Raw genomic sequence first — 16,847 nt, 5'->3', positions numbered from 1 at the left:
ACCGCTCGAACCGGCATGGTGGGGAGCCGCCGCCGACGACGACGGCTCCCCGGCCCGTCAGTCCCACTCCAGGGCCGCGCCGCTGCGGTAGTCGGTGACCCGCGTCTCGAAGAAGTTCTTCTCCTTGCGCAGATCCATGGCCTCCGACATCCAGGGGAACGGGTTCTCCGTCTCCCCGAAGACCGGGTCGAGGCCGAGCTGGGCGGCCCTGCGGTCGGTGATGAAGTGCATGTACTGCTCGCACGACTCCGCCGACAACCCGAGCATCGGCCTCGGCATCGTGTCACGGGCGTAGGCGACCTCCAGCTCGCACGCCTCCGCGAGCATGCCACGCACCTCCTGCTGGAACTCCGGCGTCCACAGGTGCGGGTTCTCCGCCTTGATCTGGTTGATGCAGTCGATACCGAAGTTCAAGTGGATCGACTCGTCACGCAGGATGTACTGGTACTGCTCGGCGATGCCGACCATCTTGTTGCGCCGCCCCAGCGACAGGACCTGCGCGAACCCGGTGTAGAACCACATGCCCTCGAACACGACGTAGAACGCGACGAGGTCCCGCAGGAACTCCTGGTCGGCCTCGACGGTGCCCGTGCGGAAGTTCGGGTCCTCCAGCGCGCGGGTGTACCGAAGCGCCCACGAGTCCTTGTCCGCGATCGACGGCACCTCGCGGTAGGCGTTGAACAACTCGCCCTCGTCGAGGCCGAGGCTCTCGCACACGTACTGGAACGTGTGGGTGTGCACGGCCTCCTCGAACGCCTGGCGGAGCAGGTACTGCCGACACTCCGGGTTCGTGAGGTGCCGGTAGACGGCGAGCACGAGGTTGTTCGCCACCAGCGACTCGGCGGTGGCGAAGAACCCGAGATTGCGAATGAGCATCAAACGCTCGTCGTCGGTCAGGCCGTCCGGCGACTTCCACAGCGCGATGTCGGCCTGCATCGCGACCTCGGTGGGCATCCAGTGGTTGTCACAGCCCGCGAGGTACTTCTCCCACGCCCAGCCGTACTTCATCGGAAGCAACTGGTTCACGTCGGCCCGCGCGTTGATCATGGCCTTGTCGTCCACGTCCACGCGCGCGGCACCGAAGTCGAGGGTGAGGTGTCGGGTCAACGAGTGTCCTTTCGGTCGGAGTCCGGTGCTCACTGGCAGGCTTCGCAGTCGGGGTCGTCGATGCGGCAGGCCGCCGCGGTGGTCTCCGTCGCGGCGACGGGCACGGTGGGAGTCACGGCGTTGAGCCGGCCGTCCGTCCCGCGCAGGGTGCTCTTCTCCACCTGGGTCGCGGCACGCGAGCGCAGGTAGTAGGTCGTCTTGAGACCCCGACGCCACGCGTGCCGGTAGAGCGCGTCCAGTGCCTTCCCGCTCGGCTCGGCGAGGTAGAGGTTGAGTGACTGGGCCTGGTCGATCCACTTCTGCCGCCGCGACGCCGCGTCGACCAGCCACCGGCTGTCGATCTCGAACGCCGTCGCGTACAGCGCCTTGAGGTCGTCGGGGACGCGATCGATCGAGGTGAGCACGCCGTCGTGGCGCTTCAGCTCCGCGACCATGTCGTCGTCCCACAGCCCTCGCTGCTTCAACGCGCGCACGAGGTGCGGGTTCACGACGGTGAACTCCCCGGACATGTTCGACTTGACGAAGAGGTTGGAGAACAGCGGCTCGATCGACTGCCCCACGCCGCAGATGTTGGAGATCGTGGCCGTGGGGGCGATGGCCAGCACGTTGGAGTTGCGCATCCCGACGGTGCGGACGCGTTCGCGCAGCGACTCCCAGTCGAGCGTGGCGCTGGTGTCGACGTCGAGCTCATCTTCACCGCGCGCCTCGGCCAACAGTCGCATCGAGTCGATCGGCAGAATGCCGCGGCTCCACAGCGAGCCGTCGAACGACGAGTACGCGCCGCGTTCGGCGGCGAGATCGGCCGAGGCGCTGATGGCGTGGTAGCTCAGCACCTCCATGCTCCGGTCGGCGAACTCGACGGCCTCCTCGGAGGCCTGCGGAATGCCCAGTGTGAACAGCGCGTCCGCGAATCCCATCAGGCCCAGCCCCACCGGGCGGTGCCGCAGGTTCGATCGTTCGGCCTCCGGCACCGTGTAGAAGTTGATGTCGATGACGTTGTCGAGCATGCGCACGGCCGTGGTCACGGTGCGCCGCAGCAGCTCGACGTCCAGGCCGTCCTCGCCCACGTGCCGGGCGAGGTTGACCGAGCCGAGGTTGCACACGGCGATCTCGTCGGAACTGGTGTTGAGCGTGATCTCCGTGCACAGGTTCGACGAGTGCACCACGCCCGCGTGCTGCTGCGGTGACCGCAGGTTGCACGGGTCCTTGAAGGTGATCCACGGGTGTCCGGTCTCGAACAGCATGGTGAGCATGCGCCGCCACAACTGCTTCGCGGCGACGCGACGGAAGACCCGGATCTCGCCCGCGTCGGCGGCCTTCTCGTACGCGCGGTAGCGCTCGGCGAAGGCCGTGCCGTAGAGGTCGTGCAGGTCGGGCACCTCGTCGGGGGAGAAGAGGGTCCACTCCTCGTCGGCTTCCACGCGGCGCAGGAACTCGTCGGGCACCCAGTTGGCGGTGTTCATGTCGTGGGTGCGCCTGCGGTCGTCACCGGTGTTCTTGCGCAGGTCGAGGAACTCCTCGACGTCGATGTGCCACGTCTCCAGGTACGCGCACGCCGCGCCCTTGCGCTTGCCGCCCTGGTTGACCGCCACCGTGGTGTCGTTGGCGATCTTGAGGAACGGCACCACGCCCTGCGACTTTCCGCCGGTGCCCCGGATGTGCGCGCCCAGGCCGCGCACGGGCGTCCAGTCGTTGCCGAGGCCCCCGGAGTACTTCGCGAGCAACGCGTTGTTGCGGTATCCGCTGAAGATCGAAGCGAGGTTGTCGGACACGGTGGTGAGGAAGCACGACGAGAGCTGCGGCCTGCGGGTGCCTGCGTTGAACAGCGTCGGGGTGGAGGTCATGAACCGCAGCGAGGACAGCAGCTCGTAGAACTCGACGGCCCTGGCCTCCCGGTCGGGCTCGGCGACGGCCAGGCCCATCGCCACCCGCATGAAGAACGCCTGCGGCAGCTCGAACCGGGTCCCGGCGTGGGGATCGCGCAGCAGGTAGCGGTCGTACAGCGTCTGCAGGCCGAGCAGACCGAGGTCGAGATCGCGCTCGGGGCGCAACGCAGCGGCGAGGATGTCGAGGTCGAACCCGGCGAGGTCCTCGGCGAGCAACTGGAGTTCGACGCCGCGACGCACGTAGTCGCGGAAGTAGTCGCCGTAGGCGGCGGCCATCTCGGGGTAGTCCGGGTTGCGCGGCGCTCCGGCGAGGTAGCCGACGGCCTCGCCGCGCAGCGAGTGCAGCAGCAGCCGGGCGGCGACGAAGGAGTAGTCGGGTTCCCGCTCCACGAGGGTGCGGGCGGCCATCACCTGGGCGAGGGCGAGGTCGGCGGCGCTGATGCCGTCGTAGACGTTGCGCTCCAGCTCCGCGAGAACCGCGTCGGCCGAGGTGTCGGGAAGCCCTGCGACGGCTTCGCGTACCACCTTCTCGACTCGCTCCCACGGCACTCCGGCGGCCCGCCGTGAGCGGGCGGACGCGGTCTCCGGGGCAGCTTGCACTGACATGCGGCGACTCCATGAGGGTGTGGTCGACCGCCTCGCGAGCCGGGTTGCCCGCGAGTTCGGTCGATCTTCGGTTGTGTTGAGGTCTTGGTGGCCGAATCCTACATGTGGTGGTGTCAGGCTCCGCAACACCCAATATATGGGCGTGTTGTGGCTGAGGGTGAGAGGGTTCGAACGGTCCGTGATGGGCCGAGGTGAGCGGCCGAGGGGATGTCGAGTGATGTGGGCGGCGCGACAGGGCTGGTCGACGTCTCGGGATGAGGGAGGTGTCGAGGGTGAGCCTCGGCGTGCCGCACGGGTGCGTCGAGGGGCGGACATGAGGTCGATGCTCAAGCGCGGGCGAGCGTCACGGAGTCGATGGCTGCGACAGTCGATCGTGTGTCGTGACAGGACTGTCTACTGTGGTCAAAAGAAGGAAATCTTGCTCAGTGGAACGGAACCTGGCTAGTCCAGGAATGGGCCGTTCGAGATGGGTGGTCCACTGTGGAAATGAGCGGGAACACGAAAAGCCCCCGACGGTGCGGACACCGCCGGGGGTCTTGCGTCGGCTACGTCAGGAGATGGGCTTGACCATCGGGAAGAGGATGGTCTCCCGGATTCCCTTGCCGGTGAAGGCCATGAGGAGCCGGTCGATGCCCATGCCGGCACCGACGGTGGGCGGCATGCCGTACTCCAGCGCCCGCAGGAAGTCCTCGTCGAGCTGCATGGCCTCCGGGTCGCCACCCGCGGCCTTCAGCGACTGCTCGGTGAGCCGCCTGCGCTGCTCCACCGGGTCGGTCAGCTCGGAGAAGCAGGTGCCGAGTTCCATGCCGAAACCGATGAGGTCCCACTTCTCGGTCAGCATCGGGTCGTCGCGGTGCTGTCGGGTGAGCGGGCTGGTCTCCAACGGGAAGTCGCAGACGAACGTGGGCTGGATCAGCGTGTGCTCCACCAGCTCCTCGAACAGGTGCTCCACGAACTTGCCGGGGCCCCACGCCGGGTCCCAGGAAATCTCACGCGCGTCGGCGTGCTTGCGCAGGACGTCGAGGGGCGTGCGCGGGGTGATCTCCGCGTCCAGGGCCTCGGACACCGATCCGTACAGCGTGATGCGGGGCCAATCGCCGCTCAGGTCGACGTCGCCGTACCGCGGGTTGCGCACGATCTGGTCGCCGAACACCGCTTCGGCCGCGCGGCGCACGAGGTCCTGGGTGATGCGCTCGCCGTCGCGGTAGTCGCCGTAGGCGCGGTACCACTCCAGCATCGTGAACTCGGGGTTGTGGGTGGAGTCCGCGCCCTCGTTGCGGAACGAGCGGTTGATCTCGAAGACGGCGTCGAGATCACCGACGATGAGCCGCTTGAGGAAGAGCTCCGGGGCGATGCGCAGGTACAGGTCGAGGTCGTAGGCGTTGATGTGCGTGGTGAACGGGCGGGCCGTGGCGCCGCCGTGCACCTGGTGCAACATCGGGGTCTCGACCTCCAGGAAGCCGAGGTCGAGCAGACCCTGCCGGAGCGCCTGCACGGTGGCGGCGCGCTTGCGCACCATGTCACGGGCCTCGTCGTTGACGATGAGGTCGACGTAACGCTGCCGGACGCGGGCCTCGGGGTCGGTCAGCCCCTTGTGCTTCTCCGGCAGCGGGCGCAGCGCCTTCGACGTGAGGGTCCATTCGTCGACGAGGATCGACAGCTCGCCGCGCTTGGACGTGATGACCTCGCCGGTGACTCCGACGTGGTCGCCGAGGTCGACGTCGCTCTTCCACGAGTTCAGGGAGTCCTCGCCCACCTTGGCGAGCGACAGCATGATCTGGATCTGCGCCGAGGGGTCCTTGATCGTGGCGAAGCAGAGCTTGCCACCCGTGCGGTACAGCATCACGCGGCCGGCCACCGAGACGCGCTCGCCCGTGTAGTGGTCGGGTTCGAGGTCGGCATGCGCGGCGCGGACGTCCGCGATCGTGGAGGTCACGGGAAAACCGACGGGGTAGGGCTCCACTCCCGACTCACGCAACCGGTCGAGCTTGGCTCGCCGAATGCGCATCTGCTCGGGTAGGTCCTCGTGGAAGTCGTCCAGCGCGTCACTCACAGCGACGAGTGTATCGGCCCAGCTAGGCCGGGTTCCGACAGGCCGGGACGGCCACCTCGGGCGTGGTCGGGTCAGGCGGAACGCAGGGCCAACGTCGGCCTCGGCCGTTCGTCGCGGAGGACGGCGTAGTGCAGGCGGCGGAGCCGTTCGCTCGGCTCCACACCGAGATCGTCGACCAACAGCCTGCGGACTCGGGTGAACACCGCCAGCGCGTCGGCGCGGCGTCCTGACTCGTGCAGGGCACGCATCAGGAGGGCGGCCACGGCCTCGCTGTGCGGGTGGACCACCGAGGCAGTCCACAACTCGTCGATGGCCTGTGCGTGGCGGCTCAACCGGAGCAGTCCCTCCGCGCGGCGAGTGGTCAGGGAGAGGCGACGCTCCGTGAGGCGGACCCGCTCCATCTCGGCGAACGGGCCGGGCAGCCCTGCCAGTGGCTCACCGTCGAACAGCTCCAGTGCGCGCCGGTGCGCCTCGACCGCCGACGCCAGGTCCCCGTCGTGCCACGCGGTCTCGGCCTCCACGCCGAGTGCGTCGAGCCGGGTCACGTCCAGCTCTGCGCTCTGGCCGACGAAGCGGTAGCCGAGTCGGTCCCGGCTGATCACGGTCTCGCCGCCGCCCGACTGCAGGCACTTGCGCAGCCGATACACGTAGACCTGCACCACGTTGCCCTGCGGAGCCTCCAGACCCCACCCGTCGTGCAACAGCTCCTGTCGGCTCACGGTGACGTCCGGCCGCAGGGCGAGCGCGGCGAGCACCGCCTGCTGCTGCACCGGGCCCAGGTTGAGGAGCGTGCCGTCGGACCAGGCGCGCAGCGGACCGAGTGCCGCGATCCGCAGGCGGGGCCGGACACGTTCGGTGACCGTCCGGGTTCGACGACGCGCGGACGCCGGCGTGGCGGGGGACACGACGCCGTGATCGAACGCGTACACGATGAGAGCGCATCGGTCACGCTGGCCCAACCCGCTCTGCAGCCGCGTCACACAGCTCCGGACGGCGGGGAGGGGCAGGCCCAGCTTCGCGGCGATCTCGGTGTCGTTCAGACCACGACCGACGGCGCGGAGCACGGCGCGTTCCTCGACGCTCAGATCCTCGACGGTGAGGCGCGGCGCCACGGGGTCCGGGGCGGCGAGCGGCGGCTCCGGAACGGTGGTCGCCATGTCTGTCCCTTCTTCGGCGTTCGACGCTTCGCATGGTGCTGTCTGCACCGGCCGAAGGAACAGGCCAGCAACCGGCCATTTGTTGCCGGTGCCACGGTAAGCTTTTCGATCTCCAGGTGCTTCGGACGAAAGGCGGCCGTGACCAGCGAGTTCGGTGCTCAGCTTCGACGGCGGCGACGCGAGGCGGGGCTGACCCAGGATCAGTTGGCGGAACGGTCGGGTGTGGGTGTTCGCACCATCCGAGGGTTCGAGACCGGGGAGCGGGCCGCGCCGCGAATGGCCACGGTCAGGCTGCTGGCCGAGGCTCTGCAGCTCTCACCCGACGAGCGTGACGCTCTGGTGGCGGCGGCCGTGGGCACGAGCACTCCGACGCCGAAGGTCGAGCCTGTGACGGACGCGCAGCCGACGTCCGTGTCGAGTCCGGACACCGGGAACGGGGCGAGCACGTCGGCCACGACGGCATCGGCCGGGCAGCCGGACGGCGTGGGCGAAACCGTGGCCACGGCCGAAGCGCCCGCCGACGTTTCCGACACCGCATCACGCGCCGAGCCGACGCAGGCGGCCGAGCCGGCCCCCGACGACGCGCCGGAACGTCCGAGCTATCCCGACTACCTGCTCGACGCCGCGGAGCAGCTCGCCCAGGCGGCCCGCAGCCGCTGGCTGCGGGAGGAGGAACAGCGACAGGTCCACGACCCCTTCCCGCTGCCCGTGAGCTGGCGGCCGGCTCACGACGACATGGCCGACCACGACGCCAACGTCTACGGTCTCGACCCGGACCAGGACTCACCGCCGTCGACTCGCGAGCTGCGGGGCAGCCTCGACGACGTCGTGGACACCTATCGACAGCTCCCCTCCGGCCGACTCGTCGTGTTGGGGCGTGCGGGCTCGGGCAAGACGGTGCTCACGCTGCGGTTCGCATTGGACCAACTGCGGCGGCGACGCGACGACCCGGTGCCGGTGATCGTCGACCTCGGCCCCTGGAACCCCGCGGACGTGTCGTTGCGCGACTGGCTGGCCGGACAGCTCGAACGGGACTTCCCGGGGCTGGCGGCGGTCGCCTACGACACGGTCTCGCTCGCCACGGCCCTGGTGGAGTCCGGTCTGGTCCTGCCCGTGCTCGACGGGTTCGACGAGATCGCCGACGGGCTGCGCCAGGCCGCTCTGCGGGAATTGAATGGCACTGCCCTGCCTTTGGTGCTCACCAGCCGTCCGGCCGAGTACCGGGCTGCTGTCGAGGCGATCGACGTGCTCACCTCCGCTGCCGTCATCGAACTGTGCGATCTCACGGTCGAGGACCTGGCCCGGTACCTCCCGCGTACGGCGCGCAGGACGAGGTCCGGGGGACGACAGACGACCGTGTGGGACCCGGTGTTGGCGAAGGTGGCCGCCGAACCGGAGGACCCGGCCTGCGCGAATCTCGCCACCGTGCTGGCCAACCCGCTGATGGTCGGGCTGGCCAGGGCCGTCTACAGCGACCGGCCGGGCCGTGATCCCGGCGAGCTGCTCGACGGCGAGCGGTTCCCGACCGCCGAGGCCGTGGAGGCGCACCTCTTCGACAACTTCGTCCCCACCGCGTACGAGGACCGGCCCGGGGCCTCCCGCAGCCGGTGGGACGTCCGGCGGGTCCCGTACTGGCTCGGGTACCTGGCTCGTCACCTGAATCGGCTCGGCACCCGCGATCTCGCCTGGTGGCAACTGGGCGACACGATCGGCATGTCGATCCGGATGCTCGTCGTCGGGGTGGTGACGGGCGTGATCATCGGATTCGTGCAGTGGCTGGGCTACTCCGTGGTGCGCGCGTCGATGTTCGGTGAGGAGCAGGCGCTCGACGTGATGTTCGGCTTGGGGCTGCTCGACATGATGCACGTCGCGCTCGCCTCGGGAGTCGCGTTCGCGCTCGTCCACGGGCTCGTCCTGATGTTCGGGCGAGCCACGTTGGAGCCGTCACGGGCTCGCATCGGACTACGGCGAAGACGGGTCGAACTACCCCGCACGTTCGCGTCACGGTTTCGGATCGGGCTGCTCGGCGGCGTGGTGTTCGGCCTGTTGAGCGGCATCATCTGGGGCGCGGTGTCCTGGCTGTTGACCGGCGACGTGAGCGTGTGGATTCCGAACCTCATCAATGCGTGTGTCTTGGTGACCGTGTTCGGCCCGGCGGCTGGTCTCTCGTACGGCCTCGTGGGCGTCTTCGAGACGTCCCTGGACATTCGCTCGATCAGCCGGCCCGGCGACCTGCTGCGGCTGAACCGGAGAACGGTGCTCGCCCAGGTCGGCATGTTCGCCCCGATGTTCGGCCTCGTCGTCGGCTTCGCGAGCGGCCCGTTGGTGCTGCTGTTGCAGAACTTCCTCGGCCCCATGCTGTTCGGGGTGGGCGACGCGGTGTTGTGGGGTGCCGTCGGCATGGTCGGCGGTGGCCTCGGCTACACGTTGTGCATGACGGCCTGGGGACAGTGGGTCGTCTTCGCGCGGTTCTGGTTGCCCCTGACCGGTCGGCTGCCGTGGTCGGTGGCCGACTTCCTGGAGGACGCCTACCGGCGGGGTGTCCTGCGGCAGGCGGGTGCCGTCTACCAGTTCCGGCACGCGCGGCTGCACGACCACCTCGCACGGGTCTTCGAGGAGCGCGACAAGGGCTGAAAGGGCTGTTCATCCGGATTTCACGGCTCCTCTCTACTGTCCCATCAGGACGAATGGGCTCGCGCCCACCGCAGTGGGTGCGGGGCGACTCCGGGGAGGGCAGCACGATGCCGACGTTCCGGCATGTCCCGAGCCTGTCGTGGTTCGACCCTCGCTGAGGCGACCGGCAGGAACACCCACCGACTCGCCCGGACGGGGGCGTGCGCCGAGTGGCACGGCCTCGTCCGACCCGATCCGATCGACTCACACAGAGGGGATGCCACCGTGGGTGCGCTCTGGGGACTCGCTCTCTTCTTCGGCGTGGTGTTCGCCGTGAGGTTCTTCCACCACGGCAACGTGGCTCTGGGAGTCCTCGCCATGGTGGTCGCCGCGACCCCGGTGGGCGTTCTCGTCTACGGCGCGGTGCGCAACCGGCGGCGGTCGTTGCCTCGGGCCGACGAGGCCACGCAAGCCCGTCGCAGGACACTGCTGGTGCTGGGGGCCGGGGTCGTGGTCGTGCTCGCCGCCGCCCTGCTCGTACTGACGTGGTGACGGCGGCTCACTGCGTGTGCCCGAAGATCAGGCGGACGTCGGTGAGCTGGACGGTCAGCCACGGGCGTCGTCCCGCGAGGTAGCCGAGGGGCCCGCGTGGGTTCACCTCCCACGTCGCCGAGGCCGGTCGAGGGCGGAGCCGGGCTCGGATCGGGCTGGATTTCTGCCGACCGTCGACCGACTGGACGACGCGGAACCGCACGCGGGTGGTAGGGCCCGACGGTCCGCAGGGGGAGAACGTCGTGGTGGCGATCCAGTCCCGGTCGGTGGCGGCCGAGGCCGTGAGCCGATCCGCGCGGTCGAACGTCGCGAAATCCTTCGGAATGCCCCACAGTTCGCGGCCTCCGACCAGGGCAGTCTCGTTGTCGACCCAGATCTCGGTGATGCTGCTTCCGACACCCCGCCCCGACCGCACGGCCACTGTGGCGAGCAGTTCGTGGTAGCTCAACTGGCCGGGTGGCGTGTAGTCGATCCACGCGGTGACGACCACGGCTCGACCGCCGACGGTGAGCGGAGTGACGACGTCGTCGACTCTCGGCAGGTCCCGCAGCGGGACGGACCAGACCGACAGGAACGCCTCGCCCGTCAGGCGCCACGGCTCGTCGGGATAGTCGGTGCTCACGGGTTGCCTTTCCGATTCGAAGGCAGGAAGTCCGGCACGTCGTCGGGGACGATGCCGACGAACTCGGGTGGCCGCTTCTGTAGGAACGACAGCACTCCCTCGACCGTGTCCGGGTTGTCGGCCACGCTGGCGATCAGCCGGGAGTCGAGGCGGTGCACGGGGTCCGGTGAGTCGACTCCGGACATGCGGTAGAGCATCCGCCGGGTGACGGCCACGGACACGGGAGCCGTCGTGGCGACGAGTTCCCTGGCCAGGGCGTAGGCGGCGGGGAGCACGTCGTCGGGTGCGTGCACGCTGTGCACGAGCCCCGACCGCAGTGCCTCGTCGGCGTCGAACACCCGGCCACTGATCATCCAGTCGAGCGCACGGCCCAGGCCGACGAGGCGCGGTAGGAACCACACCGACGCGCCCTCGGGGTAGATGCCGCGACGGGTGAACACGAAACCGAACCGCGAGTCGGTGGCTGCGAGCCGGTAGTCGGCCGCGAGGGTGATCGTGAGTCCCGCGCCGACGGCGGCCCCGCGGAGCGCGGCGACGACGGGCTTGTCGGCCGCGAAGATGCGGCGCGACACCCGGCCCGCGGGCTCCTGCCAGTCGTCCCCGATCACACCGTCGGCCTCGAACCCGCCCCCCGACAGATCCGCCCCGACGCAGAAGTCGCGGCCCCGGCCGGTGAGTACGACGACCCGCACGTCACGGTCGGCGTCCGCCCGGGCGACCGCGTCGGCCAGTTCGTCGGCCATGGTGATCGTGTAGCCGTTGCGGGCGTGCGGGCGGTCGAGGGTGATGGTCGCGATGCGCTCGGCGACCGTGTACGCGATCTGGGTGTAGTCGGCTGCGGCCTCCGTCATGGGCGCCCCCATCTGCCGTCCGCGTCGTCGTCGGTGACCGCTATTGCAGCACACACCGGCATGCCTCCGACAGAGGGAAACAATCAAGCGTGCTTGCTTTTTCTGGTCGGGAGCTGTCAGCCTGATGCCGCCGGGCGGCGTCGAGGCCGCCCCGAGGAGGTGGCACGTGGCGGACGTGAGTGCGATCGTGCGGGACCTTGAGGCGGAGAGTCAGGAGGTCGACGACCTGGTCGCGGACCTCGACCCCGCGCGCTGGGCACTGCCCACTCCCGCGGAGGGGTGGACGATCGCCCACCAGATCGCGCATCTCGCGTGGACCGACGACAAGGCGCTCGTCGCCGCGCGAACCCCGGAGCGGTTCGACGCCGAGATCGCCTCCGCACTGGAGGGCGGCCTGGACTACGTCGACCGGGGCGCGGCCGACGGCGCGACACTGCCGCCCTCGCGGCTGCTCGCGTTGTGGCGGCGCGGCCGCGACGACCTCGCCACGGCACTGCGCGCGGTGCCGGACGGCACGCGATTGCCCTGGTACGGGCCGCCGATGAGCGCGGCGTCGATGGCCTCGGCCCGCCTGATGGAGACGTGGGCGCACGGGCAGGACATCGCCGACACGCTCGGGGTCGTGCGACGTCCGACCAGCCGACTGTGGCACGTCGCGCGCCTCGGAGTCCGTACCCGGGATTTCGCCTTCGTCGTGCACGGGCTCACGCCACCCACCGTGGAGTTCCGCGTCGAGCTGACCGCGCCCGACGGCACGGTGTGGGCCTTCGGACCGGAGGACGCCCCCGAGCGGGTGACCGGCGACGCGCACGACTTCTGCCTGCTCGTCACACAACGCCGACACCCGGACGACGCGGACGTGCGCGCCGACGGCGAACAGGCCGCACGGTGGCTGGAGGTGGCGCAGGCGTTCGCGGGACCACCGGGCCCCGGCAGGCCCCCACAAGCGGAGAGGAGCTGTTCGTGATCCGCATCGGCAATGCCTCCGGCTTCTACGGCGACCGGTTCTCCGCCGTGCGCGAGATGCTCACCGGCGGTCCGCTCGACGTGTTGACCGGCGACTACCTGGCCGAACTCACGATGCTCATCCTCGGGCGGGACCGGCTGAAGGACCCGTCCCGCGGCTACGCCACCACCTTCCTGCGGCAGTTCGAGGAGTGCCTCGGGCTCATCGCCGACCGGGGAGTGCGCGTGGTGACCAACGCGGGCGGCCTCAATCCCGCCGGTCTGGCGGACGCGCTGCGGGCACTGGCCCGGCGGGTCGGTGTGGACGTGACTGTGGCGCACGTCGAAGGCGACGACCTCTCCTCGCGCGCCGACGAGCTGGGGCTGGGCACACCCGTGACGGCCAACGCGTACCTGGGCGCCTTCGGGATCGCCGAGTGCCTGAACGCCGGGGCCGACGTGGTGGTGACGGGACGCGTCACCGACGCCTCGCTGGTCGTCGGTCCGGCCGCCGCCCACTTCGGCTGGACTCCCGACGATCACGACGCCCTCGCCGGGGCGGTGGTGGCGGGCCACGTCCTGGAGTGCGGCGCGCAGGCCACGGGCGGCAACTACGCCTTCTTCACCGAGCACGAGCTGGGACTGCCGGGTTTTCCCGTGGCCGAGGTTCGCGCCGACGGGTCGAGTGTGATCACCAAGCACGACGGCACGGGCGGTGCGGTGACCGTCGGGACGGTGACCGCACAACTGCTCTACGAGATCGCCGACCCCCGTTACGTCGGTCCGGACGTGACGGCCCGGTTCGACACCATCCACCTGGAACAGGAGGGACCCGACCGGGTGCGCGTGAGCGGTGTGCGGGGCGAGCCGCCACCGTCACGATTGAAGGTGGGCTGCACGACGCTCGGCGGGTTCCGCAACGAGGTGACGTTCGTCCTCACGGGACTCGACATCGAGGCGAAGGCGGACTGGGTGCGGCGGCAGCTCACCGAGGCACTGGAGCGCCGTCCACCGAGATCGGTGCGATGGACGTTGGCGCGCACCGACCACGCCGACGCCGACGAGCAGGAGGCGGCGAGCGCGTTGCTGCACTGCGCGGTGAGCGATCCGGACCCGGACACGGTCGGGCGCGCGTTCAGCGGTGCCGCGGTCGAGCTGGGACTGGCCAGCTATCCCGGTTTCCACCTGACGGCTCCGCCCCAGAAGGGCGCGCCGTACGGGGTGTTCCACGACGCGTTCGTACCCGCGACGACCGTGCCGCACGTCGCCGTCCTGCCCGACGGCACCCGGGTCGACGTGGCCGCGCCCGAGACCACTCGCGAGCCGGTCGACCTCCCGGAGCCCCCGCTTCCCCCGGCGCTGCCGGAGGGGCCGACGCGCCGGGTGCCGCTGGGCACGGTGGTGGGCGCACGCAGCGGTGACAAGGGCGGCAGCGCCAACATCGGGTTGTGGGTGCGTTCCGAACCGGCGTGGCGGTGGCTCGCGCACACCCTCACCGTCGACGCCGTCCGCGCGTTGTTGCCCGAGGTGGCCGACCTGCCTGTGCGCCGATACCTGCTGCCCAATTTGTGGGCGGTGAACGTCGTCGTCGACGGCGTGCTCGGGGAGGGCGTGGCGTCGCAGGCGCGGTTCGATCCGCAGGGCAAAGCGCTCGGTGAGTGGTTGCGCAGCCGGGTCGTGGACGTTCCGGAGGTGCTGCTGTGACCGACCCGTTCGAGACCCCCGAGCGGCGACTGCTGCGGCGCACCGTGCGCGACTTCGTGACGAGCGAGATCCTGCCGCACCTGGACGAGTGGGAACGCCAGGGCGCGCTGCCTCGGGACCTGCACGCGAAGGCGGCGGAACTGGGCCTGCTCGGGGTCTCGTTCCCGGAGAGTGCGGGCGGGTCCGGCGGCGACGTGCTCGACGTCGTCACGGTGATCGAGGAGACCCACTACGCGGGCGCGTCGGGTGGCGTCGTCGCGTCGTTGTTCACCGGAGGCATCGCCCTGCCCCACATCGTCGCCGCGGGGGACCGGTGGCAGATCGACCGTTGGGTGAGGCCGACGCTCGCCGGTCGGGCCATCGGTGCACTCGCGATCACCGAGCCCGACGGCGGATCGGACGTCGCGGGCCTGCGCACCACCGCGGTGCGCGACGGCGACCACTACGTCGTCAACGGCGCGAAGACGTTCATCACCTCGGGGTGTCGCGCCGACTTCGTCACCACCGCCGTGCGCACCGGCGAGCCCGGCGCGGGCGGGCTGTCCCTGCTCGTGATCGAGAAGGGCACACCGGGGTTCACCGTGAGCCGGGCGCTGGAGAAGATGGGCTGGCACTGCTCCGACACCGCCGAGCTGTCGTTCTCCGACGTCCGAGTGCCTGTCTCGCATCGGGTCGGCCCCGAGAACAGCGCATTCGCCCAGATCGCGACGCAGTTCGTCACCGAGCGGCTCACCCTGGCGGTGCAGGCGTACGCGACGGCGGCGCGGGCCTTGGAGCGCACGGTCGAGTGGTGCCGACTGCGGCACACGTTCGGCCGACCGCTGATCTCGCGACAGACCGTGCAGCACACGCTCGCCGAGATGGCGAGGAAGGTCGACGTCGCCCGCACCTACGTCCGGCAGGTGGCCGTGCGACACGCCGCGGGCGAGGACGTGCTGGCGCAGACCTGCTTCGCGAAGAACTCGGCCGTCGAGGCCGGGATGTGGGTGGTCGACAAGGCCGTGCAACTGCACGGCGGACTCGGCTACCTCCGAGAGTCCGAAGTGGAACGTCACTACCGGGACATGCGCATCCTCGGCATCGGGGGCGGCACGTCCGAGATCATGACCCAACTCGCGGCGAAACGACTGGGGTACACCTCATGACGATCCTCACCTCGGCCGTCGACGTCACGGCACCCGACCACGTCGCCAACCGGGACGCGATGCTCGCCAAACTCGCCGAGATCGAGGCCGAGCACGCCAAGGCCGTCGCCGGTGGGGGACAGAAATATGTCGACCGGCACCGCCGCCGGGGCAAGCTCCTCGTGCGCGAACGCATCGAACTGCTGCTCGACGAGGACTCGCCGTTCCTGGAACTCTCGCCGCTCGCGGGCTGGGGCAGCGACTACCCGGTCGGGGCGAGCGTCGTCACCGGCATCGGGGTCGTCGAGGGCGTGGAGTGCCTGATCGTCGGCAACGACCCCACCGTGCGCGGCGGGGCGAGCAACCCGTGGACGGTCCGCAAGATCTTCCGGGCCTGCGACATCGCGCTGGAGAACCGACTCCCCGTGATCAACCTCGTGGAGTCCGGCGGCGCGGACCTGCCGAGCCAGAAGGAAATCTTCATCCCGGGCGGGCGACTGTTCCGCGACCTGACGCGCTTGTCCGCAGCGGGAATCCCGACGATCGCGCTCGTTTTCGGCAACTCCACGGCCGGTGGCGCGTACGTGCCCGGCCTGTCCGACCACGTGGTGATGATCGAGGAGCGGTCGAAGGTGTTCCTCGGTGGTCCACCGCTGGTGAAGATGGCCACCGGGGAGGAGTCCGACGACGAGTCGCTCGGCGGTGCGGCCATGCACGCGCGCACCTCCGGCCTGGCCGATCACCTCGCCCGAGACGAGTACGACGCGCTGCGGATCGGGCGTGACATCGTCAAACGGCTGAACTGGCGCAAACGCGGACCCGAGCCTCGCGAATCCGTCCCACCGCGCTACGACCCCGAGGACCTGCTGGGCATCGTGCCCTCGGACCTGAAGGTGCCGTTCGACCCGAGGGACGTGCTCGCCCGCATCGTGGACGACTCGGACTTCGACGAGGTCAAACCGCTCTACGGCAGCAGTCTCGTGACGGGTTGGGCGCGCATCCACGGCTATCCCGTCGGCATCCTCGCCAACGCCAGGGGTGTGCTGTTCAGCGAGGAGTCCCAGAAGGCGGCGCAGTTCATCCAGCTTGCGAACCAGACCGACACGCCACTGGTGTTCCTGCACAACACCACCGGCTACATGGTCGGCAAGGACTACGAGCAGGGCGGCATCATCAAGCACGGCGCGATGATGATCAACGCGGTGTCCAACAGTCGCGTGCCGCATCTGTCCGTCCTCATGGGAGCGTCGTACGGCGCCGGGCACTACGGCATGTGCGGGCGGGCGTACGACCCGAGGTTCCTGTTCGCGTGGCCGAGCGCGAAGTCGGCGGTGATGGGGCCGCAACAGCTCGCCGGGGTGCTGTCCATCGTGGCCCGTAACGCCGCGAAGGCGCGGGGGCAGGACTACGACGACGAGGCCGACGCGGCACTGCGCGCGGCGGTCGAGGCGCAGGTCGAGGCCGAGTCGCTGCCGCTGTTTTTGTCGGGGCGGCTCTACGACGACGGCGTGATCGACCCGCGTGACACGCGCACCGTGCTCGGGCTGTGCCTGTCGGCCGTGCACTCCCAGACCGTGGCCGGGAGTTCCTTCGACGGCACCGGTTTCGGTGTCTTCCGGATGTGAGG

General features: G+C 69.8%; 12 protein-coding genes. 6 read left to right on the top strand and 6 right to left on the bottom strand.

All coding sequences use genetic code 11. The annotated features are described in order from the left end of the window. Positions 1 to 57: 57 nt before the first annotated feature. The 4 genes from JAV51_RS08165 to JAV51_RS08150 form a co-directional block, all read right to left on the bottom strand. Positions 58 to 1,176, bottom strand: coding sequence for a ribonucleotide-diphosphate reductase subunit beta (locus JAV51_RS08165; RefSeq protein ID WP_374058997.1), 1,119 nt, complete (start codon positions 1,174 to 1,176; stop codon positions 58 to 60). Next, positions 1,137 to 3,599 (bottom strand): ribonucleoside-diphosphate reductase subunit alpha, encoded by a 2,463-nt coding sequence (locus JAV51_RS08160; RefSeq protein ID WP_197320044.1) that lies wholly within the window; start codon positions 3,597 to 3,599, stop codon positions 1,137 to 1,139. Before JAV51_RS08160 ends, JAV51_RS08165 begins: the two co-directional genes overlap by 40 nt. 550 nt (positions 3,600 to 4,149) lie before the next feature. Beyond that, positions 4,150 to 5,652 carry a bifunctional lysylphosphatidylglycerol synthetase/lysine--tRNA ligase LysX gene (gene lysX, locus JAV51_RS08155; RefSeq protein WP_197320043.1) on the bottom strand — a complete coding sequence of 501 codons (1,503 nt, stop codon included), beginning with the start codon at positions 5,650 to 5,652 and terminating at the stop codon, positions 4,150 to 4,152. Between the two features lie 71 nt (positions 5,653 to 5,723). After that, positions 5,724 to 6,809 (bottom strand): BTAD domain-containing putative transcriptional regulator, encoded by a 1,086-nt coding sequence (locus JAV51_RS08150; RefSeq protein WP_197320042.1) that lies wholly within the window; start codon positions 6,807 to 6,809, stop codon positions 5,724 to 5,726. Between the two features lie 138 nt (positions 6,810 to 6,947). Here JAV51_RS08150 and JAV51_RS08145 point away from each other — a divergent pair, with 138 nt between their 5' ends. Further along, positions 6,948 to 9,443 carry a helix-turn-helix domain-containing protein gene (locus tag JAV51_RS08145; RefSeq protein ID WP_197320041.1) on the top strand — a complete coding sequence of 832 codons (2,496 nt, stop codon included), beginning with the start codon at positions 6,948 to 6,950 and terminating at the stop codon, positions 9,441 to 9,443. 264 nt (positions 9,444 to 9,707) lie between these two features. Further along, positions 9,708 to 9,974: a hypothetical protein gene (locus JAV51_RS08140; RefSeq protein WP_197320040.1), complete on the top strand. Its 267-nt coding sequence runs from the start codon at positions 9,708 to 9,710 to the stop codon at positions 9,972 to 9,974. 7 nt (positions 9,975 to 9,981) lie between these two features. Here the strand turns inward: JAV51_RS08140 and JAV51_RS08135 are convergent, their stop codons facing one another. Both JAV51_RS08135 and JAV51_RS08130 read right to left on the bottom strand, forming a co-directional pair. Next, positions 9,982 to 10,596: an acetoacetate decarboxylase family protein gene (locus JAV51_RS08135; protein ID WP_197320039.1), complete on the bottom strand. Its 615-nt coding sequence runs from the start codon at positions 10,594 to 10,596 to the stop codon at positions 9,982 to 9,984. Then, positions 10,593 to 11,447 carry an enoyl-CoA hydratase-related protein gene (locus JAV51_RS08130; protein WP_197320038.1) on the bottom strand — a complete coding sequence of 285 codons (855 nt, stop codon included), beginning with the start codon at positions 11,445 to 11,447 and terminating at the stop codon, positions 10,593 to 10,595. Before JAV51_RS08130 ends, JAV51_RS08135 begins: the two co-directional genes overlap by 4 nt. Positions 11,448 to 11,613: 166 nt before the next feature. On the opposite strand from JAV51_RS08130, the gene JAV51_RS08125 reads away from it, so the two are divergent. From JAV51_RS08125 to JAV51_RS08110, 4 genes are read left to right on the top strand one after another with little or no spacing between them, the layout of a single operon-like run. After that, positions 11,614 to 12,414, top strand: coding sequence for a TIGR03084 family metal-binding protein (locus JAV51_RS08125; RefSeq protein WP_197320037.1), 801 nt, complete (start codon positions 11,614 to 11,616; stop codon positions 12,412 to 12,414). Further along, positions 12,411 to 14,096, top strand: coding sequence for an acyclic terpene utilization AtuA family protein (locus JAV51_RS08120; RefSeq protein ID WP_197320036.1), 1,686 nt, complete (start codon positions 12,411 to 12,413; stop codon positions 14,094 to 14,096). The genes JAV51_RS08125 and JAV51_RS08120 overlap by 4 nt, the downstream gene beginning before the upstream one ends. Then, complete coding sequence (locus JAV51_RS08115; protein WP_197320035.1) at positions 14,093 to 15,241, top strand: acyl-CoA dehydrogenase family protein; 1,149 nt, start codon at positions 14,093 to 14,095, stop codon at positions 15,239 to 15,241. The genes JAV51_RS08120 and JAV51_RS08115 overlap by 4 nt, the downstream gene beginning before the upstream one ends. Next, positions 15,238 to 16,845 (top strand): acyl-CoA carboxylase subunit beta, encoded by a 1,608-nt coding sequence (locus tag JAV51_RS08110; protein ID WP_197320034.1) that lies wholly within the window; start codon positions 15,238 to 15,240, stop codon positions 16,843 to 16,845. The genes JAV51_RS08115 and JAV51_RS08110 overlap by 4 nt, the downstream gene beginning before the upstream one ends. The last annotated feature ends 2 nt before the right edge of the window (positions 16,846 to 16,847 follow it).

Origin of the sequence: Saccharomonospora sp. NB11, assembly GCF_015910535.1 — a bacterium.
Classification (GTDB): Bacteria; Actinomycetota; Actinomycetes; order Mycobacteriales; family Pseudonocardiaceae; genus Saccharomonospora.
This window is presented reverse-complemented; position numbering and strand designations above follow the sequence as displayed.

Coding starts and splice junctions, on each gene's coding strand:
- JAV51_RS08160 (WP_197320044.1), bottom strand. CDS start 3,599: ATGTCAGTGCAAGCTGCCCCGGAGACCGCGTCCGCCCGCTCACGGCGG.
- JAV51_RS08150 (WP_197320042.1), bottom strand. CDS start 6,809: ATGGCGACCACCGTTCCGGAGCCGCCGCTCGCCGCCCCGGACCCCGTG.
- JAV51_RS08130 (WP_197320038.1), bottom strand. CDS start 11,447: ATGACGGAGGCCGCAGCCGACTACACCCAGATCGCGTACACGGTCGCC.
- JAV51_RS08110 (WP_197320034.1), top strand. CDS start 15,238: ATGACGATCCTCACCTCGGCCGTCGACGTCACGGCACCCGACCACGTC.